The 23,303-nt window shown below is 61.4% G+C and carries 19 protein-coding genes and 3 pseudogenes; 18 read left to right on the top strand and 4 right to left on the bottom strand.

From position 1 onward, the window contains the following. Positions 1-230 precede the first annotated feature (230 nt). The 7 genes and pseudogenes from tauA to C4J83_RS01245 all read left to right on the top strand — a co-directional run. Positions 231-1,208: a taurine ABC transporter substrate-binding protein gene (tauA, locus tag C4J83_RS01285; protein WP_106577404.1), complete on the top strand. Its 978-nt coding sequence runs from the start codon at positions 231-233 to the stop codon at positions 1,206-1,208. Between the two features lie 18 nt (positions 1,209-1,226). Next, on the top strand, positions 1,227-2,006 hold the full coding sequence (gene tauB / locus C4J83_RS01280; protein ID WP_119738202.1) for a taurine ABC transporter ATP-binding subunit: 780 nt from the start codon (positions 1,227-1,229) through the stop codon (positions 2,004-2,006). After that, positions 2,003-2,839: a taurine ABC transporter permease TauC gene (tauC, locus tag C4J83_RS01275; RefSeq protein ID WP_106577403.1), complete on the top strand. Its 837-nt coding sequence runs from the start codon at positions 2,003-2,005 to the stop codon at positions 2,837-2,839. The genes tauB and tauC overlap by 4 nt, the downstream gene beginning before the upstream one ends. Before the next feature lie 11 nt (positions 2,840-2,850). Continuing rightward, the gene (gene tauD / locus C4J83_RS01270) at positions 2,851-3,687 is read left to right on the top strand and encodes a taurine dioxygenase (protein WP_124416176.1); all 837 of its coding nucleotides are present in this window, start codon (positions 2,851-2,853) and stop codon (positions 3,685-3,687) included. A gap of 749 nt (positions 3,688-4,436) precedes the next feature. Then, positions 4,437-4,526, top strand: a pseudogene (locus C4J83_RS30640) (hypothetical protein); the annotation flags it as partial. Positions 4,527-5,050: 524 nt separating this feature from the next. Further along, a pseudogene (locus tag C4J83_RS30635) lies at positions 5,051-5,125 on the top strand (hypothetical protein); the annotation flags it as partial. A 337-nt stretch (positions 5,126-5,462) separates the two neighbouring features. After that, positions 5,463-5,552 (top strand): annotated as a pseudogene (locus C4J83_RS01245) (hypothetical protein); the annotation flags it as partial. A gap of 170 nt (positions 5,553-5,722) precedes the next feature. Here C4J83_RS01245 and mgrA read toward each other — a convergent pair. The 4 genes from mgrA to epsC all read right to left on the bottom strand — a co-directional run bounded on the left by mgrA (position 5,723) and on the right by epsC (position 11,759). Then, a complete protein-coding gene (gene mgrA / locus C4J83_RS01240) occupies positions 5,723-6,760 on the bottom strand; it encodes an L-glyceraldehyde 3-phosphate reductase (protein WP_106577401.1) in 1,038 nt (345 codons plus the stop codon). Positions 6,761-6,869: 109 nt separating this feature from the next. Beyond that, positions 6,870-8,219 (bottom strand): OprD family outer membrane porin, encoded by a 1,350-nt coding sequence (locus C4J83_RS01235; protein WP_124416175.1) that lies wholly within the window; start codon positions 8,217-8,219, stop codon positions 6,870-6,872. Between the two features lie 237 nt (positions 8,220-8,456). Continuing rightward, a complete protein-coding gene (betT, locus tag C4J83_RS01230) occupies positions 8,457-10,418 on the bottom strand; it encodes a choline transporter BetT (RefSeq protein ID WP_164487965.1) in 1,962 nt (653 codons plus the stop codon). 414 nt (positions 10,419-10,832) lie between these two features. Further along, positions 10,833-11,759: a serine O-acetyltransferase EpsC gene (epsC, locus tag C4J83_RS01225; RefSeq protein ID WP_106577398.1), complete on the bottom strand. Its 927-nt coding sequence runs from the start codon at positions 11,757-11,759 to the stop codon at positions 10,833-10,835. Between the two features lie 166 nt (positions 11,760-11,925). Here epsC and C4J83_RS01220 point away from each other — a divergent pair, with 166 nt between their 5' ends. From C4J83_RS01220 to C4J83_RS01170, 11 genes are all read left to right on the top strand, one after another. Continuing rightward, positions 11,926-12,921 (top strand): D-cysteine desulfhydrase, encoded by a 996-nt coding sequence (locus C4J83_RS01220; RefSeq protein WP_106577397.1) that lies wholly within the window; start codon positions 11,926-11,928, stop codon positions 12,919-12,921. 281 nt (positions 12,922-13,202) lie between these two features. Further along, the gene (gene tcyJ / locus C4J83_RS01215) at positions 13,203-13,997 is read left to right on the top strand and encodes a cystine ABC transporter substrate-binding protein (protein ID WP_106577396.1); all 795 of its coding nucleotides are present in this window, start codon (positions 13,203-13,205) and stop codon (positions 13,995-13,997) included. Further along, positions 13,997-14,662: a cystine ABC transporter permease gene (gene tcyL / locus C4J83_RS01210; RefSeq protein WP_106577395.1), complete on the top strand. Its 666-nt coding sequence runs from the start codon at positions 13,997-13,999 to the stop codon at positions 14,660-14,662. The genes tcyJ and tcyL overlap by 1 nt, the downstream gene beginning before the upstream one ends. A 3-nt stretch (positions 14,663-14,665) precedes the next feature. Further along, positions 14,666-15,412 (top strand): L-cystine ABC transporter ATP-binding protein TcyN, encoded by a 747-nt coding sequence (tcyN, locus tag C4J83_RS01205; protein WP_106577394.1) that lies wholly within the window; start codon positions 14,666-14,668, stop codon positions 15,410-15,412. A gap of 381 nt (positions 15,413-15,793) precedes the next feature. Next, complete coding sequence (locus C4J83_RS01200; RefSeq protein WP_124416174.1) at positions 15,794-16,579, top strand: hypothetical protein; 786 nt, start codon at positions 15,794-15,796, stop codon at positions 16,577-16,579. A gap of 187 nt (positions 16,580-16,766) precedes the next feature. After that, positions 16,767-18,008, top strand: coding sequence for an SfnB family sulfur acquisition oxidoreductase (locus C4J83_RS01195; RefSeq protein WP_124416173.1), 1,242 nt, complete (start codon positions 16,767-16,769; stop codon positions 18,006-18,008). 24 nt (positions 18,009-18,032) lie between these two features. Beyond that, positions 18,033-19,226, top strand: coding sequence for an SfnB family sulfur acquisition oxidoreductase (locus tag C4J83_RS01190; protein WP_124416172.1), 1,194 nt, complete (start codon positions 18,033-18,035; stop codon positions 19,224-19,226). After that, positions 19,226-20,578, top strand: a complete 1,353-nt coding sequence (locus C4J83_RS01185; protein WP_124416171.1) for an LLM class flavin-dependent oxidoreductase — start codon at positions 19,226-19,228, stop codon at positions 20,576-20,578. Before C4J83_RS01190 ends, C4J83_RS01185 begins: the two co-directional genes overlap by 1 nt. A 142-nt stretch (positions 20,579-20,720) precedes the next feature. Further along, entirely contained in the window at positions 20,721-21,536 is an 816-nt protein-coding gene (locus tag C4J83_RS01180) for a MetQ/NlpA family ABC transporter substrate-binding protein (protein WP_124416170.1), read from the top strand. Further along, entirely contained in the window at positions 21,533-22,648 is a 1,116-nt protein-coding gene (locus tag C4J83_RS01175; RefSeq protein ID WP_124416169.1) for a methionine ABC transporter ATP-binding protein, read from the top strand. The genes C4J83_RS01180 and C4J83_RS01175 overlap by 4 nt, the downstream gene beginning before the upstream one ends. Beyond that, positions 22,638-23,282 (top strand): methionine ABC transporter permease, encoded by a 645-nt coding sequence (locus C4J83_RS01170; RefSeq protein WP_056858169.1) that lies wholly within the window; start codon positions 22,638-22,640, stop codon positions 23,280-23,282. Before C4J83_RS01175 ends, C4J83_RS01170 begins: the two co-directional genes overlap by 11 nt. Positions 23,283-23,303 lie beyond the last annotated feature (21 nt).

The raw sequence follows: 23,303 nt of genomic DNA, 5'->3' as shown, positions 1-23,303 counted from the left end.
ATGTGGGAGAGGGACTGCCCCCGATAGCAGAGTGTCAGTCACCCATGAGTGACTGATCCACCGCCATCGGGGGCAAGCCTCCTCCCACATTTTTGCCCTCATCAAGCTCAAGATTTGCTTCAACCTTTCTTCACATAAGCTAATTCGAAAACGTTATTTATTTTCGGGTTCTTAGATCATTTAGTCTCCTCACACGCCGACCCTCGGCCGCCTGATTGAGGAGCTTCCCCTTGAAACTGCTTACCCCTCTGCGCCTCTTGGCCGCATTGTCCCTGGCCGGTGCCAGCCTGTTTGCCCAGGCGGCAGATGTCACCATCGCTTATCAAACCACCGTGGACCCGGCGAAAGTCGCCCAGGCCGACGGCGCGTACGAAAAAGCCACTAACGCCAAGATCGATTGGCGCAAATTCGACAATGGCGCCGACATCATCGCTGCCATCGCCTCCGGCGACGTGCAGATCGGCTACCTCGGTTCCAGCCCGCTGACCGCTGCCGTGACCCGCAAAGTCCCAGTGGAAACCTTCCTCGTCGCCACCCAGATCGGCGGCGCCGAAGCCTTGGTGGCGCGCAACGGTTCAGGGATCAACAGCCCGCAGGACCTGATCGGCAAAAAGATCGCCGTGCCGTTCGTGTCCACCGGCCACTACAGCCTGTTGGCCGCGCTGAAGCACTGGAACATCGACCCTTCGAAAGTGACCATCCTCAACCTCGCGCCGCCGGCCATCATCGCCGCCTGGAAGCGCGGTGACATCGACGCCACCTACGTGTGGGACCCCGCCCTGGGCGTGGCCAAGGAAAACGGCAAGGTGCTGATCACCTCCGGCGAACTGGCCAAGTTCGGCGCGCCGACCTTCGATGCGTGGATCGTGCGCAAAGACTTCGCCGAGAAGCACCCGGAAATCGTCACCGCCTTCGCCAAAGTCACGCTGGACGCCTACGCCGCGTACCGCAAAGACCCACAAGCGTGGCTCGCCGACACAGGCAACGTCGACAAGCTGGTCAAGCTTTCCGGCGCCAAGGCCAGTGACATCCCGCTGCTGCTGCAAGGTAACGTCTACCCGCTGGCCGCTGATCAGGTGACCCTGCTGGGCGCCCCGACCACCAAGGCTGTGACCGACACCGCCGCGTTTCTCAAGGAGCAAGGCAAGGTCGACGCCGTGCTGCCGGACTACGCCCCTTACGTCAGCGCCAAGTTCATCACTAACTGATTCAAGGAGTTCATTGCGATGGCCTTGCTACAACTGGAGCGCATCAGCGCACAGTACCCAGGCGCCACAGAACCGGTACTGTCGGATATTTCACTGGACCTTGGGCCCCAGCAATTGCTGGTAGCTCTCGGCCCGTCCGGCAGTGGCAAGACCTCGCTGTTGAACCTGATTGCCGGTTTCGTCGAACCCTCTGCCGGGCGCATCACCCTCGATGGCGTGCCGGTCAAAGGCCCCAGCGCCGAGCGCGGCGTAGTGTTCCAGGACGACGCCCTGCTGCCCTGGCAGGACGTGCTGGCCAACGTCGGCTTCGGCCTCGAACTGGCTGGCGTGCCCAAGGCACAACGCGAAGTACGCGCCCGGGAAATGCTTGCGCTGGTCGACCTCGCCGGCTTCGACAGGCGCCGTATCTGGCAACTCTCCGGCGGCCAGAAACAGCGCGTGGGCCTGGCCCGCGCGCTGGCGGCCGACCCGCGTGTGCTGCTGATGGACGAACCCTTTGGCGCCCTCGATGCCTTCACCCGCGAACAGATGCAGGAGTTGCTGCTGCAAGTCTGGCGGCGCACGGCCAAGCCGGTGTTCCTGATCACCCATGACATCGAAGAGGCGGTGTTCCTCGCCACCGATTTGATCCTGTTGGCGCCCAACCCAGGCCAGATCGTCGAGCGCCTGCACCTGGACTTCGGCCAGCGCTACGCCGCCGGTGAATCGGCGCGCGCGATCAAGTCCGACCCGCGCTTTATCGAAACCCGCGAGCACGTGCTGGGCAAAGTGTTCTCGCAACGGCAGGTGTCCGCATGAGCAGTTACGAACTCCCCGCCACCGCCGCCAAGCCGGTGGCTCACGCCGTTATTCCAGTGCGTCGCAGCCTGAGCACACGCTGGATCAGCGTGCTCACTTTGGTTGCCTTGTTGGCACTCTGGTGGGCGGTGACTGCCACCGGTTTGATCGAACCGCTGTTCCTGCCGCCACCGTCCGCCGTGCTGCAAAAAGGCTGGCTGCTGGCGACCACCGGCTACATGGATTCCACCTTGTGGCAGCACTTGGGCGCGAGCCTGCAGCGCATTGGCCTGGGTCTGGGTTTTGCGGTGCTGACCGCCGTGCCGGTGGGCATTGCCATCGGTGCCAACCGTATCGCGCGCGGCATTCTCGACCCGCTGATTGAGTTCTACCGGCCGATTCCACCGCTGGCTTATCTGCCACTGATCGTGATCTGGTGCGGCATCGGCGAGCTGTCCAAGGTGCTGCTGATTTATCTCGCGATCTTCGCGCCTATCGCCATCGCCACTGCCACCGGCGTGCGCACCGTCGACCCGGCCAAGCTGCGGGCCGCGCAATCGTTGGGCGCCACCCGTGCCCAATTGATTCGCCACGTGATCCTGCCCAGCGCCCTGCCCGACATCCTCACCGGTGTGCGCATCGGCCTGGGCGTAGGCTGGTCGACCTTGGTTGCGGCCGAGTTGATCGCCGCCACCAGCGGCCTGGGTTTTATGGTGCAGTCGGCGGCGCAGTTCCTGGTCACCGATGTGGTGGTGCTGGGGATTCTGGTGATCGCCCTGATCGCTTTCGCCATGGAAATGGGCCTGCGTGCCCTGCAGCGTAAATGGGTGCCCTGGCATGGCCAGGCACATTGAGTGAGAAGAGCATGAGCAGCCTGACCGTTACGCCTTTAAGCACCGCCCTGGGCGCCCAGATCAGTGGCGTCGATATCACCCAGCCGCTGAACCTGGAACAGCGCGACGCCATTGAGCAGGCGTTGCTCACCCACTCGGTGCTGTTTTTCCGTGGCCAAGCCGTTACCCCGCAGCAACAGGCGCGGTTCGCGGCAAATTTTGGCGACCTGCACATTCACCCGATTTACCCCAACGTGCCGGAGCAGCCCGAAGTGCTGATCCTGGATACCGCCGTGACCGACGTGCGTGACAACGCCGTGTGGCACACCGACGTGACCTTCCTGCCCACTCCGGCCCTCGGCGCGGTGCTCAGCGCCAAGCTGCTGCCGGCGTTTGGTGGCGACACGTTGTGGGCCAGTGGCATTGCGGCGTATGAAGCGCTGTCTGAGCCATTCAAGCGCCTGCTCGATGGCCTGACGGCGACTCATGACTTCACCAAGTCCTTCCCGCTGGAGCGCTTTGGCAACACCGCCGAAGACCTGGCGCGCTGGGAAGAAACCCGCAAGAAAAACCCGCCGCTGTCGCACCCGGTAGTGCGCACGCACCCGGTGAGTGAGCGCAAGTCGCTGTTTGTCAGCGATGGGTTTACCACCAGGATCAATGAGCTGGAGCCGGCTGAAAGCGAAGCCATTCTCAAGCTGTTGTTTGCTCATGCGACACGGCCAGAGTTCACCATCCGCTGGCGCTGGCAGGAGAACGACGTAGCGTTCTGGGACAACCGCGTGACCCAGCATTACGCGGTCGATGACTACCGGCCACAACGGCGAGTGATGCACCGCGCGACGATTCTTGGGGATGTGCCGTTCTAGTCGCCACACTGCACATAAAATGTGGGAGGGGGCTTGCCCCCGATAGCTCTGGGTCAGTCAACGGGTTACGTGACTGACACCGCCATCGGGGGCAAGCCCCCTCCCACATTGACCCGGCGCTATCAGGTTATTCAGCGGTCGGTGACTACCGGCCACAACGGCGAGTGATGTGCCGCGCGATGACTCTTGGGGATGTGCCGTTCTAGTCGCCACACTTCACATAAATGTGGGAGGAGGCTTGCCCCCGATAGCTCTGGGTCAGTCAACGGGTCACGTGACTGACACCGCCATCGGGGGCAAGCCCCCTCCCACATTGACCCGGTGCTATCAGATTATTCAGCGGTCAATCATTACAGCCACAGCGGCGACTGATGCACCGCGCGACGATTCTTGGGGACGTGCCGTTCTAGTCGCCACACTGCACATAAAATGTGGAAGGGGGCTTGCCCCCGATAGCTCTGGGTCAGTCAACGGGTCACGTGACTGCCACCGCCATCGGGGGCAAGCCCCCTCCCACATTGACCCGGTGCTATCAGGTTATTCAGCGGTCGGTGACTACCGGCCACAGCGGCGACTGATGCACCGCGCGACGATTCTTGGGGACGTGCCGTTCTAGTCGCCACACTTCACATAAATGTGGGAGGAGGCTTGCCCCCGATAGCTCTGGGTCAGTCAACGGGTCACGTGACTGACACCGCCATCGGGGGCAAGCCCCCTCCCACATCGACCCGGTGCTATCAGGTTATTCAGGGGTAGATGACTACCGGCCACAACGGCGAGTGATGTACCGCGCGACAATTCTTGGGGATGTGCCGTTCTGGTCGCCACACTGCACATAAAATGTGGGAGGGGGCTTGCCCCCGATAGCTCTGGGGCAGTCAACGGGTCACGTGACTGCCACCGCCATCGGGGGCAAGCCCCCTCCCACATTGACCCGGTGCTATCAGGTTATTCAGCGGTCGATCACTACCGGCCACAACGGCGAGTGATGTACCGCGCGACGATTCTTGGGGACGTGCCGTTCTAGTCGCCACACTGAACATAAAATGTGGGAGGTGGCTTGCCCCCGATAGCTTTGGGTCAGTCAACGGGTCACGTGACTGCCACCGCCATCGGGGGCAAGCCCCCTCCCACATTGACCCGCTGCTATCAAGTTATTCAGCGGTCGATCACTACCGGCCACAATGGCGAGTGATGTACCGCGCGACGATTCTTGGGGATGTGCCGTTCTAGTCGCCACACTGCACATAACATGTGGGAGGGGGCTTGCCCCCGATAGCTTTGGGTCAGTCAACGGGTCACGTGACTGCCACCGCCATCGGGGCAAGCCCCCTCCCACATTGACCCGGTGCTATCAGGTTATTCAGCGGTCGATGACTACCGGCCGCAGCGGCGAGTGATGTACCGCGCGACGATTCTTGGGGACGTGCCGTTCTAGTCGCCACACTGCACATAAAATGTGGGAGGGGGCTTGCCCCCGATAGCTCTGGGTCAGTCAACGGGTTACGTGACTGCCACCGCCATCGGGGGCAAGCCCCCTCCCACATTGGCCCGGTGCTATCAAGTTATTCAGCGGTCGATCACTACCGGCCACAACGGCGAGTGATGCACCGCGCGACGATTCTTGGGGACGTGCCGTTCTAGTCGCCACACTGCACATAAAATGTGGGAGGGGGCTTGCCCCCGATAGCTCTGGGCCAGTCAACGGGTCACGTGACTGCCACCGCCATCGGGGGCAAGCCCCCTCCCACATTGACCCGGTGCTATCAAGTTATTCAGCGGTCGATGACTACCGGCCACAACGGCGAGTGATGCACCGCGCGACGATTCTAGGGGACGTGCCGTTCTCGCCACACTGCACATAAAATGTGGGAGGGGGCTTGCCCCCGATAGCTCTGGGTCAGTCAACGGGTCACGTGACTGACACCGCCATCGGGGGCAAGCCCCCGATAGCTCTGGGTCAGTCAACGGGTTACGCGACTGACACCGCCATCGGGGGCAAGCCCCCCTCCCACATTGACCCGGTGCTATCAGGTTATTCAGCGGTCGATGGTTTTTCCCACAGGTTGATCCCGCCTTCCTGGGCAAACCGATCGATTTCCGCCAGTTCCTCAGCACTGAAACTCAAGTTCTGCAGCGCCCCGACGTTTTCAATAATCTGCTCCGGCCGGCTTGCACCGATCAGCGCACTGGTCACCCGTGGGTCACGCAGGGTCCAGGCCAGCGCCAGTTGCGCCAGGCTCTGGCCACGACGCTTGGCAATTTCGTTCAGCGCACGCACGTGGGCGATGTTGGTTTCGGACAAGTGCTTGGCCTGCAGCGAACCACCCCCTGGACGATTAACCCGCGCATCCGCCGGCACGCCATTGAGGTACTTGTCGGTGAGCAAACCCTGGGCCAGCGGCGTGAAGGCAATCACGCCGGTACCGAGTTCTTCGGTGGTGTCCAGCAGGTCTTTTTCCACCCAGCGGTTGAGCAGGTTGTAGGCCGGTTGGTGGATCAGCAGCGGCACTTTCCATTCCTGGAGCAGCGCGGCCATCTCGCGGGTTTTCACGCCGGAATACGACGAGATACCGATGTACAACGCCTTGCCCTGTTGCACGGCGGTGGCGAGGGCGCTGGCGGTTTCTTCCAGCGGGGTGTCGGCATCAAAACGGTGGGAGTAGAAAATATCCACGTAGTCGACGCCCAGGCGTTGCAGGCTCTGGTCCAGGCTCGCCAATACGTATTTGCGCGAACCGCCGCCCTGACCGTAAGGGCCGGGCCACATGTCCCAGCCGGCCTTGCTGGAGATGATCAGTTCGTCGCGATAGTGCTTGAAGTCTTCGCGCAGCAAACGGCCGAAGTTGATCTCGGCGCTGCCATAGGGCGGGCCGTAGTTGTTGGCCAGGTCGAAGTGGTTGATCCCCAGGTCGAACGCGGTGCGCAGCAACGCGCGCTGGGTGTCGATCGGGGTGCTGTCGCCAAAGTTGTGCCACAGCCCCAGGGACAGTGCGGGCAGCACCAATCCACTGCGGCCTACGCGGCGATAAGGGATAGATTCATAGCGGTTTTCGGCAGCAATGTACGTCATCGAATCCTCTCTGGGCTTAGGGGCAAATAAGGCCTGGGAATAAGGTTATTCCCAGGCCTTTTAAGCCGCTGAATCGCTTAACTATGCCCGTCTCTTTTACAGCAATTTCCTACCAAAGTGGAACGACGTAGCTCACATAGAAGCGGTTTTCATCTTGCACAGTGGCGCCGGTAATGTCCGGGCTGGCGTGGGCATTTTTCCAGGTTACGCCCAGGCCCTTGAGAGTGCCGGTGGGTACTTGGTAGGCCACCGCGATGTTGCGTTCCCATTCGCTGGTGTCGCCCTGCGCTGTGCGGATGTCATCGCCGTGGGCATACGCGGCCGAGAATGTCAGGCCGGTGAGGCCCAGCTTGCCGAAGTCATATTTGTATTGCGCCAGCCAGGTACGCTCGCCGGCGTGCTGGAATTTGTTCAGCTGCATGTTGGTCAGCGCCGGCGTGTCCGCACCTGAACCTGGGCCTTGGCGTGCGTCACCACTGTTCAAGCCCGAATCCAGGTACGGGAAGTCGCTGTCACCGCTGTTTTTCTGGATACCGAGGCCGACCGTATGGCCGTCCAGGCTGTAGCTCTCCAGCAAGCTGGCGGTGGTCTGGTTGATGCGGCCTTTGCTGGTGCCGTCACCGTAGAGGCCGGCCCCGGCGAAGTCTTTGTCGCCATCGGCGTTGGCGCCCACACCCAGGCTGCGGAACACGCGCACGTCGGTGTCGATGGCGCCCACAGACAACGCATCATGCCGTTTGGCGCCGAGGAAGAACTGCTGGTAGTAATCCTCAAGGTTGGAATACCACAGGCTGACGGTGGTGTTCTGAATGCCGGTGTAGTCCGCACCGCCGAACAGGAAGCGGTCACTCTCTTTGGTGCCACCGGCGGTGATCATGCCTTGGTCGCCGGTTTCGTTGCGGATCTTGGTCTTGAAGATATCGCCGCCGGTGAAGGTGAAATCGGTAAGGTCCTTGGACACCAGCTGCACACCGGTGTTGGTCTGCTGGTACAGGCGCCCGTCGGTGTTGGCCAGCACCGGGTTGTTGCCGTACAGCGTGCCCACGCGCAGCTCATCCTTGGCAAAGCGCATCTTGAATGTGGGGCTCAGTACACCAAACTGGTCGGCGGATTTGCCGTTGTCCAACGGGAACATGCTGCCGGGGTAGCGACCTTGGTGGTCCTTGTCATTGAGGTCACCACCAGAGTCCAGTTTCAAGCCATAGAAGGCCTGCAGATCGAGGCCAAAACCAACCAGCCCATCGGTGTAGCCCGACTTGAAGTTGAACTCGAAACCCTGGCCCCAATCACGAATGCTGTGGGCCTTGGCGTTGCTGTTCACCACATCACGCCCTTGCTGGTTGAGGTAGCGGTTGAGCAAGGTCACATCGGCGTGGCTGTCGTCGATAAAATCGGCGTGGGCGGACAGCATAAAGCTCGCCATGGCGACACCCACCACGGGGCTTATTAACGTCTTCATTGTTACCGGTCTCCGTCACTGTTCTGAAATGAAAGCGTCAAACGCTTCACACAATTACGCAGTGGCCAGATGACAGTTACGCGTCAAACCGGGGCTTGAACGAATGAAATTAAATTTAAGAAAGCCCCGTAGAACGGGGCTTTGCGGGGTTTTATGTGGGAGCGGGCTTGCCCACGATGCAGCCAGCTCGGTGTATCTCAACACCGAGCTGATGTGATCGCGGGCAAGCACAGGGGACTAGCGCACCAAGTGCAGGAACTGCAGGTGACGCTCGTACTGGTCGAGGATGTCGTTGATGATCTGCTCCTTGGTGTAGCCCACCAAATCGTAGTCCTGGCTGCCCTCGCTCAGGTGCACTTCCGCGCGGTAATAGCGACGGTTATTGAGCTGCTTGGAGCCCATGCCGCCGCGCGCAAACGACGGCGTGAAATAGCCACGCATCTGCACTTGATACACGAACGGGTGCTCTTCACCGTGGCCGATTTCCAGGCTGACGCTGTCGTTCGACGGGTCGGGCTGGGTGACGACGCTGAGGCCTTTCTCGACAAACACCGCCGTCACTTCTTCGATCGCCGGGCGCACCGTGGTCTCAAGGAACCGGTACACCTCATCGCGCGACGGGAAATGCACCGCCTGGCTCAAGCGCTGGCGCCAACCGCCGGTGCCCTTGCGTGAGCCCGATACCGGCGCCAGCGAATGCAACTGGGCAATCTGCTTTTGCGATTCGAGGTAGAACGCCTTGTGCAGCCCCCACATCATCAGCAGCAGGATCAGCGAGAACGGCAACGAGGTCAGCACCACCGCCGATTTCAGCGAATCGATGCTGCCGGCAAACAGCAAGGCACTGGTGACCAACGCAGTCATTGCGCCCCAGAACACGCGCAGCCATTTAGGCCCGTCTTCATCGGCGTTACCGCCTTTGGACGACAAGGTCGACAGCACCACGGTGCCGGAGTCGGCCGAGGTGACGAAGAACACGAAGCTGATGAACACCGTGACCGCGATGACCGTCTTGCTCCATGGGTAGGTTTCCAGCAGCAAGTAAAGGCTCATCGACGGGTCATCGATGGCCGACTGGCCGAGGGCGGTCAAGCCGTGGTTGAGCACTTGGTCGATGGCGCTGTTGCCGAAGATCGACATCCACGCCAGGGTAAAGCCCAGCGGGATCAGCAGCACGCCGAACACGAACTCGCGGATGGTACGGCCACGGGAAATACGCGCGATGAACAGGCCCACGAACGGCGACCATGCAATCCACCAGGCCCAGTAGAACACCGTCCAACCGCCCAGCCAGTCGCTGGGTTTGTCGTAGGCGTACACATCGAAACTCTTGGTCGGCAAGGCGCCGAGGTAGTCGCCGATGTTCTGGATCAGGGTGTTGAGCAAGTGCTGGGTGGGCCCGGCGAACAACACAAACAGCAGCAGCGCGCAGGCCAGCAGCATGTTGATGTCGGACATCACCCGCACGCCCTTGTCGACACCGGAGACGGCGACGAGGATCGCGGCGCCCATCATCAGCGTGATCAGGCCAACCTGAATCCATTGGGTGTGGGCAATGCCGAACAGGTAATCCAGCCCGGAATTGAGGTGCAACACGCCAAAGCCCATGTCGGCGCCCAGGCCGAACACGGTGGCGATGATGCCAAAGCCATCCACTGCGTAGCCGATGGGGCCGTTGATGCGTTTGCCGATCAGCGGGTACAGCGCCGAGCGCAGCGCCAGCGGCAGGTTATGCCGGTAGGCGAAATACGCCAGGGCCATGCCAACAAACGCGAAGACGCCCCAGCCGTGCAGGCCCCAGTGCAGAAACAGGATCTGCATGGCCTGGCGCGCGGCATCGGCGTTCATCGGCGCGCCTTGGGGCGGCTGCACCAGGTGCGTCAGCGGCTCGGACACGCAGAAGAAGAACAGCGTGATGCTGATCCCGGCGGCGAACAGCATGCCGGCCCAGGACAGGTAGCTGAATTCGGGCTCGTCGTGGTCGGCACCGAGTTTTATCTTGCCGTAGCCCGATAGCGCGGTGACCACCACGAAGACCAGATACAGCGTCATCGCGAGCATGTAGTACCAGCCGACCGTGTTGGCCGCCCAGTTTTGCGCAGCCAGCAGCCAGGCACCGGCCTGTTGCGGGATAGCGATGACCGTGATGCCGAATAGCAGGATGAAACTGGCGGCAAAGTAGAAAACGGGCGCATTCATGCGCACCATGCCGCTGGATGGGGTGGACGATGCACTCATGAACGATGCACCCCGAGGGTGTGGGATGTGGCTGTAAATAACGGACTCAGCAAAGGTAAGCCTCCTGTTGTGAGCGGGCAGCGAACCACCGGTTTAACTTGAACGAACATTCAAGTTAAACATGAATAGGCGGTTTTGGACTAATCGCAGGGCTGAGTGGTAGGTCATTCCTACACTAGCTCAGGGATTGGTATGACGAGTGCGCGAGGTAAATCGTTCAGCGATTTCCACGTTAAGTACGGCTCAAAAATGGAATGCGGTCAAAAATGTGGCAGCGTGCTTGCTCGCGAATGCAGTGGGTCAGCAACATATCCAGTAACTGACACTCCGCCTTCGCGAGCAAGCCCGCTCCCACAGGGGCTTTGTACTGATTCTCTATTTCTGCGCCCCATCCTCATGCTGCAAATTCGCCTGCGTGATATTCGCCCCCGCCGGCACACTGCGGGTCAGCCACACGTTGCCGCCAATCGTCGAGCCCTTGCCGATGGTGATCCGCCCCAGAATCGTCGCCCCGGCATAAATCACCACATCATCTTCAACGATCGGATGGCGTGGATGACCCTTCTGCAGCTGCCCGTCCTCATCTGCCGGGAAGCGCTTGGCGCCCAGCGTCACCGCCTGGTAGATGCGCACCCGCTCGCCGATGATCGCGGTTTCGCCGATCACCACGCCCGTCCCATGATCGATAAAGAAACTCGGGCCGATCTGCGCGCCCGGGTGAATGTCGATACCCGTGGCCGAGTGCGCGATCTCCGCGCTGATCCGCGCCAGCAGCGGCAGCCCGGCGCGGTACAGATGGTGCGCCAGGCGATGGTGAATCACCGCCAGAATCCCTGGATAGCACAACAGCACTTCATCCACACTGCGCGCGGCCGGGTCGCCGTGGTAGGCGGCCAGCACGTCGGTGTCCAGCAGGCTGCGCAGCGAAGGCAGGGCCAGGGCAAAATCCTGGATCAGGCGGATCGCCAGGGCATCGACCTCGCTGTCGTCCTGGCCGCCCTGGCGTGCAGCGTAGCGCAGCTCCAGGCGCGCCTGGCCGAGCAGGGCATTCAAGGCGACGTCGAGGGTGTGGCCGACGTAAAAGTCTTCACTCTCTTCACGCAAGTCCACCGGCCCCAGGCGCATCGGAAACAACGCGCCGCACAGCGATTCAAGAATCTGCGCCACGGCTTCGCGCGACGGCAATTCGCGGCCGCCGTGCTCGCCACTCAAGCGGCCATTGCGCGTTCGCCACTGATCCCGGGCGCTGCGCAGCTGGCTGACGATGGTCTGCAATTGCCAATGGCTGGAACGCTCACTCACGGTATTCACTCCTGACGAATTGCCCATCACTTTACGGTATGCACCCTGACGGCCCTTAAGAACCAATGGTGTGATGCTAAGAACTAACCGACATAAGCGATTGGCGGTTGCCCGATGAAAAGTGCCTGCCTATAGTCGCCCAATCACTTAGCCACTGTGCGTCGCCATGATCAAACAACAGCTCGACCGTTTTAACCGCCTGGACCTGCTGGGCGGTGCCACTGCCCTGGAAAAACTTGAGCGGCTGTCGGCCTGGCTGGGCAGGGACATTTACGTCAAGCGCGACGACACCACGCCACTGGCCATGGGCGGCAACAAGCTGCGCAAACTCGAATACCTGGCAGCCGACGCCCTCGCCCAGGGTGCCGACACCCTGGTGACCGCTGGCGCGATCCAGTCCAACCATGTGCGCCAAACTGCTGCGCTGGCCGCCAAGTTGGGCCTGGGTTGCGTTGCACTGCTGGAGAACCCGACCGGCACCGAAGACCCGAACTACCTGGGCAACGGCAATCGCCTGTTGCTGGAGCTGTTTGACGCCAAAGTAGAACGGGTCGAGAACCTCGACAACGTTGACGACCAACTCAATGCCCTCGCCGATCGCCTGCGCAGCAACGGCAAGAAGCCGTACCTGGTGCCTATCGGCGGTTCGAATGCACTCGGGGCGCTGGGTTACGTACGCGCCGGGCTGGAGTTAGCCGGGCAGATCGAAGCCAGCGGCATTGAGTTCGCTGCCGTGGTACTCGCCTCCGGCAGTGCGGGCACCCACAGTGGCCTCGCCCTGGCGTTGAGCGAAGTGCTGCCAACATTGCCCGTGGTGGGCATCACCGTGTCGCGCACCGAGCAAGCTCAGTTCCCCAAAGTGCAAGGCCTGGCCGAACGCACCGCTGAGTTGCTCGGCGTGGGCGTTCCGGACGCGTTCAAAGTGATCCTGTGGGACGAATATTTCGGCCCGCGCTACGGCGAACCGAACGCCGGCACCCTGGCTGCGGTCAAGTTACTGGCAAGCCAGGAAGGCCTGCTGCTGGACCCGGTGTATACGGGCAAGGCCATGGCCGGCCTGCTCGATGGTATTGGGCGGCAGCGGTTTGAGGACGGGCCGATTATTTTCCTGCACACCGGCGGAGCGCCGGCGTTGTTTGCGTATGACACCGCGTTTAATTGAATAAACGCAGATCAGAAGGTGGGAGCGGGCTTGCTCGCGAATACGGAGTGTCAGCCCATCCATTCGGCGGCTGATACAGCGCATTCGCGAGCAAGCTGGCTCCCACACTAAATGGATTACATATTCCAATAACGAATAACAAATTAAATTTATATTATTTTCAAGTCTTAGAAACTGGCTTTATAGTCGCGCCGAAGGCGAAGACGCGCTTCGCGCTTTAAGGCAGGATACGACTACTGCGTCACCTGCTTCGCTCAACATAAAAAACACAGGGGCTGTTCATGACTATTTCTGTATTGCGTCGCACGTTGCTGGTTGGCACATTGGGCTTGGCACTTGGGGCTGGTCTGATGGGCCAAGCCATCGCTGGTGAACAGCTGGACACCATCAAGAAGGCCGGCGAGATCAAGATCGGCCTGGAAGGCACCTACCCGCCGTTCAGCTTCGTCGATGAAAGCGGCAAGCTCAGCGGTTTCGAAGTCGAGCTATCCGAAGCGCTGGCCAAAGAGCTGGGCGTCAAGGTCAAGCTGCAAGCCACACCGTGGGACGGCATCCTCGCGGCCCTGGAATCCAAGCGCCTGGACGCAGTGGTCAACCAAGTGACCATCTCCGAGGAGCGCAAGAAGAAGTACGATTTCTCCAAGCCTTACACCGTTTCCGGTATCCAGGCGCTGGTGCTGAAGAAAAACGTTGACGCCATCAAGACCGCCGACGACCTGGCCGGCAAGAAAGTCGGCGTAGGCCTGGGCACCAACTACGAACAATGGCTCAAGGACAACCAACCCAAAGCCATCATCAAGACCTACAACGATGACCCTACCAAGTTCCAGGACCTGCGCATCGGCCGCATCGACGCCATCCTGATCGACCGTCTGGCCGCTCTGGAATACGCCAAGAAAGCTCCGGACACTGCTGCCGCTGGCGATGCCTTCTCCCGTCAGGAAGCCGGCATTGCCCTGCGCAAAGGCGAGCCTGAACTGCTCGACGCCGTGAACAAGGCCCTCGACAAACTGCGTGCCGACGGCACCTTGAAGAAGCTGTCCGAGAAATACTTCAACGCTGACGTCACTCAATAATGGAAGCAGGTTTCCAACTCGCGCTGGACTCCGCGCCCTTTCTGCTCAAGGGCGCGTACTACACGGTGATTCTTAGCCTTGGCGGGATGTTTTTCGGCTTGCTGCTGGGCTTCGGCCTGGCCTTGATGCGTTTGTCGCGCTTCAAACTGGTCAGTTGGATCGCCCGCGTCTACGTGTCGTTCTTTCGCGGCACGCCCTTGCTGGTGCAGCTGTTCCTGATCTACTACGGCTTACCGCAAGTGGGCATCGAGCTGGACCCGATCCCGGCCGCCATGATTGGCTTTTCGCTGAACATGGCGGCTTACGCCTGTGAAATCCTGCGCGCCGCCATCAGCTCCATCGAGCGCGGCCAATGGGAAGCTGCAGCCAGTATCGGCATGACCCGCGCGCAGACCCTGCGCCGGGCCATCCTGCCGCAGGCCATGCGCACGGCCTTGCCGCCGTTGGGCAACAGCTTTATTTCGCTGGTAAAAGACACGGCGCTGGCCGCTACCATCCAGGTGCCCGAGCTGTTCCGCCAGGCCCAATTGGTGTCTGCGCGCACCTTCGAAATCTTCACCATGTATCTCTCCGCTGCCCTGATCTACTGGATTTTGGCGAGCATCCTGGCGCATTTTCAGAACCGCCTGGAAGACCGGGTCAACCGGCATGACCTGGAGTCTTGAAGCATGATCGTGGTTGAAAAACTGACCAAACAATTCAAGGGTCAGGTGGTACTCAACGGGATCGACCTTGAGGTCAAGGAAGGCGAAGTTGTCGCCATCATTGGCCCCAGTGGTTCCGGCAAGACCACCTTCCTGCGCTGCCTGAATTTCCTCGAAGAACCCACCAGTGGTCGCATCAAGGTGGGTGACATCGAGATCGACAGCAGCAAGCCGCTCAACCAGCAACAAGGCCTGGTGCGGCGCCTGCGCCAGCACGTGGGTTTTGTGTTCCAGAACTTCAACCTGTTCCCGCACCGCACCGCGCTGGAAAACGTCATCGAAGGCCCCATGGTGGTCAAGAAGATGCCGCGCGAAGCAGCCACCGAACTGGGCCGTACGCTGCTGGCCAGGGTCGGCCTGGCGGGCAAGGAAGGGGCTTACCCGCGGCGCTTGTCCGGTGGCCAGCAACAGCGCGTGGCAATTGCCCGTGCATTGGCCATGGAGCCGGAGGTAATTCTGTTTGACGAACCCACCTCGGCACTCGACCCGGAGTTGGTCGGTGAAGTACTGGCAACCATCCGCAGCCTGGCCGAAGAAAACCGCACCATGGTCATCGTCACCCACGAGATGAGCTTCGCCCGGGATGTGGCCAACCGGGTGATCTTCTTCGACAAGGGCGTGATCGTCGAACAGGGCGAAGCCAAGGCGCTGTTTGCCAACCCCAAGGAAGAACGGACCAAGCAGTTCCTGAGCAAGTTTTTAGCCCACTGACACCCCGAAAAACCTAGGTGGGAGCTGGCTTGCCTGCGATGCAGGCACCTCGGTGTGTCAGTCACACCGCAGCAATGCTATCGCAGGCAAGCCAGCTCTCACCTAAGCGCGTTCCTACATAAAATCCTCGCGATAACGAATAAAACGCACCGCCGCACCCACCTTAAAATCCCCCGCCTCGTCAGCTCTTTCTGAATCTGCTCCAACCCGCCGTTTAGCCCTTTGCCGCCATTGACGCCCGCCGGCCAACCCTCTTATCTAGGGCCCAGAGGATTGGATCCTATCCCGGCTATTCACTGAATCGTTCCTTTCGGCACCCTGCGCACACTCGCGCCACGGGCACCGGAACGATTGCTGCTGGCTGCATCAAGGAGATTACTTATGACGCGCACTGCACCCTCGGCCATGCTCACCGCCCCGACGCTGCCCCAGGCTAATCGATACGGTATCAACGCCCTCGCCGCCGCCCAACTGCAGGTGGATATCGCCCCCTACCCCGGCATGGAGGAAGGCGACCTGATCGAGCTGTTCTGGAACAACTGCTTTGCCGACTCCCGGCGCGTGAGCGCGTGCAAAATCGGCACCCCCACCCGCCTGCGCATCCCGCACAGCTTTGTGCAGGATGGCTCGGCGCAGATTCACTACCAGGTCATGCAGATCGGCCACGGCCCGGCCCGTTCGGCAGTCACGCACGTGCGGGTCAAGACCTGTCCACCCGGCGGCCAGCCGTCGCCTCGGTTCAGTGACGAAAACCAGAACCTCGCGCCCGTCAGCCTCCCCGACATGATCCGCCGCTACGGCATCAACGGTAGCCAGGTGCGACGCGGCATTCCGCTGAGCATCGAGCCGTACGCGCATATGACCACTGGCGACGCCATTACCCTGCGTTGGGGCGACGTGCGTCTGGACCTGCCGACGATCCAGCGCAAGGACGTCGGTCTGACAGTGCAGGTGTGGGTGCCCTCTGCGGTGATTGTCGAAGCGGGCGACGACTGCCGGCTGGACGTGACGTACTGCATTCTGGATCGTGTTGGCAATAATTCGCGCTGGGCACCCGCGCGCACGTTGAACATCGCCGCCTGTTCCTCGCAGGCGCCACCCCGCCCGGCCGGGGCCGCGTCGACCTATCAACCACGTCAGCCCGGTTCTCCCTGCGAACCTGGGTAACAGACCTTCTATGCATATTCCTAGAAGTTAGTTTATTTAAAGATTTAACACGCTTAGGGTATATGCACCGGACCACCGGACATCTCTGATTTTTCTGTTTTTATTTCATTGAATGCGAGGTCGGTATGGTCAGAATTACCCCGGTGCATAACGCCAGGGCATTACGTGCAGCCAAGGAGCGGCGCTGATGTCTAACTTGGCTCTAACACCCCCCCAGAGTGATCTGGACGTAGCCCCACTGCTGTTGCCGGCAGCTGTGCTGCGCGACGACGCACAAGCGTTGAGCGCAGCACACGAACTGGCTCAGGCCGCGCGCCTGCAAGCGGCCAAGCGCGACCAGCAGCGCAAGCTGCCCTGGGCGCAGCTTGAGCAGTTCACCCGCAGCGGGCTGGGCAGTATTTCCATTCCCCGTGAATACGGCGGCCCACAGGTATCGTTCGTGACCCTGGCCGAGGTGTTCGCGATCATCAGCGCGGCGGACCCGGCCCTCGGGCAGATCCCGCAAAACCACTTCGGCATCCTGTATCTGCTGCAGGGCACTGCCACCGAACGCCAGAAAAAGCAGCTGTTCCAGAGCGTCCTCGACGGCTGGCGCATCGGTAATGGCGGCCCGGAACGCGGCACCAAAAACACCCTGGAACTCAAAGCGCGGCTCACCGCCGAAGGTGACGGCTATGTGGTCAGCGGCCAGAAGTTTTACTCCACCGGCGCGCTGTTTGCCCATTGGGTGGCGGTGAAGGCGTTGAACGATGACGGCAAACAAGTCATGGCCTTTGTGCGCCGTGGCACGCAAGGGCTGCGCATCGTTGACGATTGGTCGGGCTTCGGCCAACGCACCACCGCCAGCGGCACCGTGCTGCTTGACCGGGTACCGGTGGACGCCGAACTGGTGATAGAGAACTGGCGCATCGGCGAAAGCCCGAACATCCAGGGCGCCATCTCGCAATTGATCCAGGCGGCCATCGACGCCGGCATCGCCCGCGGCGCCCTCGATGACACCATCGCCTTCGTGCGTGAACGCTCGCGCCCATGGATCGACGCCAGGGTCGAACGCGCCAGCGATGACCTGTATGTGATCGCCGATATCGGCAAGCTGAACATCGAACTGCATGCCGCCCAAGCCCTGTTGCGCAAGGCCGGCAAGGTGCTGGACGAGGTCAGCGCTGCGCCGATCACCGCGCAATCCGCCGCGCGCGCGTCAATTGCCGTGGCCGAAGCGAAAGTGCTGACCACCGAAGTGTCGCTGCTGGTCAGCGAAAAGCTCTTCGAACTGGCCGGCAGTCGCGCCACCCTCGCCGAATTCAACCTCGACCGCCACTGGCGCAACGCCCGCGTGCACACCCTGCACGACCCGGTGCGCTGGAAGTATCACGCCATCGGCGCCTATCGCCTGAACGGCACGTTGCCGGCTCGTCATTCCTGGATCTGACCGACCAGACATCTGGAGAACATCATGACTTTCTCTACAAACGTCGCGGTTATCACCAGCGACGAACAAGCCCTTATTGTCGCCAGCGACCTGGCCGAAGACTTGGGTCGCGACAGCGCTCAGCGCGACCGTGAACGCCGCCTGCCCCTGCCCGAGCTGGAGGTGTTTTCGCGCTCCGGCCTGTGGGGCATCAGCGTGCCGAAGGAACACGGTGGCGCGGGTGTGTCCAACGTCACCCTGGCCAAGGTCATTGCGCTGATTGCCCAGGCGGACGCCTCGCTGGGCCAGATCCCGCAAAACCATTTCTATGCCCTGGAAGTGCTGCGCGTGAATGGCAGCCCGGCCCAGCAGAAACGCCTGTACGCCGAAGTGCTCGCAGGCCAACGTTTCGGCAACGCCTTGGCGGAGCTGGGTACCAAAACTGCCCATGACCGGGTGACCAAAATCACCCGCGACGGCGACGGTTTTCGTATCACCGGCCGCAAGTTCTACTCCACCGGCGCCATCTACGCCCAACGCATCCCCACCTCGGTGGTGGATGAACACGGCGTGCAGCAACTGGCATTTGTGCCGCGCGACAGCGAAGGCCTGACGGTCATCGACGACTGGAGCGGATTCGGCCAGCGCACCACCGGCAGCGGCTCCGTGGTGTTTGACAACGTGTGGGTCGCCGCCCAGGACGTGGTCCCGTTCCAGAGCGCTTTCGAGCGCCCGACCACGGTCGGCCCGCTGGCGCAGATCCTTCACGCTGCCATCGACACCGGCATCGCCCGCGCCGCCTTCGAGGATGCGCTGCATTTTGTGCGCACCAAGACCCGGCCGTGGATCGACTCCGGCAACGACAAGGCCACTGAAGACCCGCTCACCTTGAAAAGCTTCGGCCACCTGAGCATCCGCCTGCACGCCGCCGAGGCATTGCTGGAACGCTCCGGTGAGTTCCTCGACCGCGCCCAGGCCGACAGCACTGCCGAAACCGTCGCGGCAGCCTCCATCGCCGTCGCCGAAGTGCGCGCCTTGAGCACTGAAATTTCCCTGGCCGCCGGCAGCACCTTGTTCGAACTGGCCGGCAGCCAGGCGACCCTGGCCGAACATGGCCTTGACCGCCACTGGCGCAACGCCCGCGTACACACCCTGCACGACCCGGTGCGCTGGAAGTACTTTGCTGTGGGCAATTACTACCTCAACGATGAAAACCCGCCACTGCGGGGGACCATTTAATGGCGAAGAAAAAAATCCTGCTCAATGCCTTCAACATGAATTGCATCGGGCACATCAACCATGGCCTGTGGACGCATCCACGGGACACCTCGACGCAGTACAAGACCCTCCAATACTGGACCGACCTGGCGCAGACCCTGGAGCGCGGGCTGTTCGACGGCTTGTTCATCGCCGACATCGTCGGCGTGTACGACGTTTACCAGAACGCCATCGACGTGCCGCTCAAAGAGTCGATCCAGCTGCCGGTCAACGACCCGTTGCTGCTGGTCTCGGCCATGGCGGCCGTCACCCAAAACCTCGGCTTCGGCCTCACCGCCAACCTCACCTACGAGCCGCCGTATCTGTTCGCCCGACGCATGTCCACCCTCGACCACCTGAGCCGTGGCCGGGTCGGCTGGAACATCGTCACCGGCTACCTCGACAGCGCCGCCAAGGCCATGGGCCTGACCGAACAGGTCGAGCATGACCGGCGCTACGACCAGGCCGATGAATACCTGCAAGTGCTGTACAAACTCTGGGAAGGCAGCTGGGAAGACGACGCGGTCATCAACGACCCACAGCAACGGGTCTATGCGCAGCCCGGCAAGGTGCACAAGGTTGAGCACCACGGCGAGTTCTATCAGGTCGAGGGTTACCACCTTTGCGAGCCGTCGCCGCAACGCACGCCGGTGCTGTTCCAGGCCGGCAGCTCGGAGCGTGGCTTGCTGTTCGCCGGGCGCCATGCCGAGTGCGTATTCATCAGCGGGCAGAACAAGGCCGCCACCAAAGTCCAGGTGGACAAGGTGCGCGCCAGTGCGGCGCAGGCGGGGCGCAACCCGGATGACATCAAGGTGTTCATGGGCCTCAACGTGATTGTGGGCGCCACCGAAGAACTGGCCTGGGCCAAGCACGCCGAGTACGTGAGCTATGCCAGCCCCGAAGCCGGAGTGGCGCACTTCTCGGCCTCTACGGCCATCGACTTTGCTCAATACGAAATCGATGAGCCGATCCAGTACGTGAAAAGCAACGCGATTCAGTCGGCCACCAAGAACCTGCAAAACAACGATTGGACGCGGCGCAAATTGCTTGAGCAGCACGCCCTGGGCGGGCGCTACATCACCTTGGTCGGCTCGCCCGAGCAAGTGGCTGACGAGCTGGAATCGTGGATCAGCGAAACCGGGCTGGATGGCTTCAACCTGACGCGCATTGTCACGCCGGAAAGCTATGTCGATTTCATCGACCTGGTGGTGCCGGAACTGCAGAAGCGTGGGTCGTACAAGACCGCTTATGAGCGGGGAACGCTGCGCGAAAAAGTCTTCCAGGGCACTGCACGGTTACCCGAACAACACACCGGTTCCACCTACCGACACTGAATTAGAAGTGTGGGAGCTGGCTTGCCTGCGATAGCGGTGGGCCAGCAAAGAAAATATCCCTGACAGACCGCTATCGCAGGCAAGCCAGCTCCCACAGTTGACCACATTGTTCTTACAGACACCTTATGACTGGAAACCGATCATGAAAAAGACACTGCTCACCCACCCAGTCAAAGCACTGGCCCTGGCCTTTGGTTTATTCAGCTCGGCGGTATTCGCCGCCGATGCACCGCTGAAAGTCGGCACCACCGCCGCCTTCGCGATTCCCCTGGAAGCCGCCGTCGCCGAAGCCGACAAGCAAGGCTTGAAGGTCGAACTGGTGGAGTTCACCGACTGGATCGCGCCCAACGTCAGCCTCGCCGCCGGCGATATCGACGTGAACTACTTCCAGCACATCCCGTTCCTGGAAAACGCCAAGGCTGCCGCCGGGTTCGACCTGGTGCCGTATGCGCCGGGCATCATCAATAACGTTGGTCTGTATTCCAAGAAGTACCAAAGCTTCAACGACCTGCCTCAGGGCGCCAGCGTGGCGATCGCCAACGACCCGATCAACAGCGGTCGCGGCCTGCAACTGCTGGCCAAGGCCGGTTTGATCACACTCAAGCCGGGCGTGGGTTACAAGGCGACCGAAGAAGACATCATCGCCAACCCGAAGAAGATCAAGATCCTGCAAGTGGAAGCCGTGCAACTGGTGCGCGCCTATGACGACGCCGATCTGGTGCAGGGCTACCCGGCCTACATCCGCCTGTCCAAGACCTTCGATGCCGAGTCGGCGTTGCTGTTCGACGGCCTCGATCACCCGGAATACGTGATCCAGTTTGTGATCCAGCCCAAAAGCAAAACCGACCCGCGCGTGATCAAGTTCGTCGACATCTACCAGCATTCGCCGGTGGTACGCGCCGCGCTGGATAAATCCCTCGGCAAGCTCTACCAAGTCGGCTGGGAAGATAAAAAATGACCGCCGCCAACGCCCAACTGCGCGACGTGGGCACCGCGCCCAGGGACGCCAAGCAGACAGCGCTGCACCCGGACCTGAACCGTGCCCATGTGCGGTTCATCAACCTGGGCAAAACCTATGACGGCAGCGTGCATGCCTTGCAAGGCATTGACCTTGCGATCCAGCGCGGTGAGGTGTTCGGCATCATCGGCCGCAGCGGCGCTGGCAAATCCTCGCTGATCCGCACCATCAACCGCCTGGAGCAACCCAGCAGCGGGCGCGTGCTGATCGATCAGGTGGACATCGGCGAGTACGACGAAGACCGTCTGGTCACGTTGCGTCGGCGCATCGGCATGATCTTCCAGCACTTCAACCTGATGTCGGCCAAAACGGTGTGGCAGAACGTCGAGCTGCCGTTGAAGGTCGCCGGCGTGCCCAAGCTGCAGCGCGAGCAAAAGGTGCGTGAGCTGCTTGAACTGGTGGGTTTGCAGGACAAGCACAAGGCTTATCCCGCGCAGCTGTCCGGCGGGCAGAAACAGCGCGTCGGCATTGCCCGTTCGCTGGTGCACGACCCACAGATTCTGCTGTGCGACGAAGCCACCTCGGCCCTCGACCCGGAAACCACCCAGTCGATTCTCGGCCTGCTGCGCGACATCAACAAACGCCTGGGCCTGACCATCGTGTTGATCACCCACGAGATGGCGGTGATCCGCGAAATCTGCGACCGCGTGGTGGTGCTTGAGCACGGTCGAATCGTGGAGCAAGGCCCGGTGTGGCAAGTATTCGGCAACCCGCAGCATGAGGTCAGCAGAACCCTGCTGGCGCCGCTGCAACACGGGCTGCCGGAAGAACTGCAAAACCGCCTGCAACCCACCCAGACATCGGCCGACGCCGCGTTGGTGCTGCGTTTGCAGTTCACCGGCAGCGCCACCGACGAACCCGACCTGGCCGCGCTGTTCGGCGCCCTTGGCGGACGCGTGCGCTTGCTGCAAGGCGGCGTGGAACGGATCCAGGGCCACGCCTTGGGGCAATTACTGCTGGCGGTCAATGGCTCGCCACACAACGCACAAGCACTGCGCACCCTGGCCGGGCGTTGGGCGCAACAGGTGGAGGTGCTGGGCTATGTGGTTTGATCGTTTATTGCAGGGCGCCATCGACACCCTATTGATGGTTGGCGTGTCGTCGTTGATCGCGCTGTTGGTGGGTATTCCGCTGGCGGTGTTTCTGGTCACCAGCGACAAGGGCGGCATCTACCAGGCACCGGCGCTGAACCGCGTGCTCGGCGCGTTCGTCAATCTGTTCCGCTCCATTCCGTTTCTGATCCTGATGGTGGCGCTGATCCCGTTTACCCGGCTGATCGTCGGCACCACCTACGGCGTGTGGGCGGCCGTTGTGCCGCTGACCATCGCCGCCACGCCGTTTTTCGCGCGGATCGCCGAGGTGAGCCTGCGCGAAGTGGACCACGGTTTGATCGAAGCCGCGCAGGCCATGGGCTGCCGCCGCTGGCACATCATCTGGCACGTGCTGTTGCCGGAAGCGCTGCCGGGGATTGTGGGCGGGTTCACGATCACGCTGGTGACCATGATCAACTCGTCAGCCATGGCGGGCGCCATCGGCGCAGGCGGCTTGGGTGACATTGCCTACCGCTACGGCTATCAGCGTTTCGATACGCAGATCATGCTCACCGTGATTGTGTTGCTGGTGGTTCTCGTCGCGGTGATTCAGTTGGGCGGCGATCGCCTGGCTCGGGTGCTGAACAAGCGGTGAGGTATAGTCGGGCGATCTCAG

Source organism: Pseudomonas sp. LBUM920 (genome assembly GCF_003852315.1).
Classification (GTDB): Bacteria; Pseudomonadota; Gammaproteobacteria; order Pseudomonadales; family Pseudomonadaceae; genus Aquipseudomonas.
Note: the sequence above shows the minus strand (reverse complement) of the source record. Positions and strands in the feature narration are given on the sequence as shown.

Excerpts from the sequence above, each read along its gene's own strand:
- C4J83_RS01170 (WP_056858169.1), top strand. The coding sequence starts at position 22,638 with ATGTGGTTTGATCGTTTATTGCAGGGCGCCATCGACACCCTATTGATG.
- tcyL (WP_106577395.1), top strand. The coding sequence starts at position 13,997 with ATGGAAGCAGGTTTCCAACTCGCGCTGGACTCCGCGCCCTTTCTGCTC.
- C4J83_RS01190 (WP_124416172.1), top strand. The coding sequence starts at position 18,033 with ATGACTTTCTCTACAAACGTCGCGGTTATCACCAGCGACGAACAAGCC.
- C4J83_RS01235 (WP_124416175.1), bottom strand. The coding sequence starts at position 8,219 with ATGAAGACGTTAATAAGCCCCGTGGTGGGTGTCGCCATGGCGAGCTTT.
- tauC (WP_106577403.1), top strand. The coding sequence starts at position 2,003 with ATGAGCAGTTACGAACTCCCCGCCACCGCCGCCAAGCCGGTGGCTCAC.
- C4J83_RS01200 (WP_124416174.1), top strand. The coding sequence starts at position 15,794 with ATGACGCGCACTGCACCCTCGGCCATGCTCACCGCCCCGACGCTGCCC.
- C4J83_RS01180 (WP_124416170.1), top strand. The coding sequence starts at position 20,721 with ATGAAAAAGACACTGCTCACCCACCCAGTCAAAGCACTGGCCCTGGCC.
- mgrA (WP_106577401.1), bottom strand. The coding sequence starts at position 6,760 with ATGACGTACATTGCTGCCGAAAACCGCTATGAATCTATCCCTTATCGC.
- C4J83_RS01185 (WP_124416171.1), top strand. The coding sequence starts at position 19,226 with ATGGCGAAGAAAAAAATCCTGCTCAATGCCTTCAACATGAATTGCATC.
- C4J83_RS01220 (WP_106577397.1), top strand. The coding sequence starts at position 11,926 with ATGATCAAACAACAGCTCGACCGTTTTAACCGCCTGGACCTGCTGGGC.
- tauD (WP_124416176.1), top strand. The coding sequence starts at position 2,851 with ATGAGCAGCCTGACCGTTACGCCTTTAAGCACCGCCCTGGGCGCCCAG.
- tcyN (WP_106577394.1), top strand. The coding sequence starts at position 14,666 with ATGATCGTGGTTGAAAAACTGACCAAACAATTCAAGGGTCAGGTGGTA.
- tcyJ (WP_106577396.1), top strand. The coding sequence starts at position 13,203 with ATGACTATTTCTGTATTGCGTCGCACGTTGCTGGTTGGCACATTGGGC.
- C4J83_RS01195 (WP_124416173.1), top strand. The coding sequence starts at position 16,767 with ATGTCTAACTTGGCTCTAACACCCCCCCAGAGTGATCTGGACGTAGCC.
- betT (WP_164487965.1), bottom strand. The coding sequence starts at position 10,418 with ATGAATGCGCCCGTTTTCTACTTTGCCGCCAGTTTCATCCTGCTATTC.
- tauB (WP_119738202.1), top strand. The coding sequence starts at position 1,227 with ATGGCCTTGCTACAACTGGAGCGCATCAGCGCACAGTACCCAGGCGCC.
- C4J83_RS01175 (WP_124416169.1), top strand. The coding sequence starts at position 21,533 with ATGACCGCCGCCAACGCCCAACTGCGCGACGTGGGCACCGCGCCCAGG.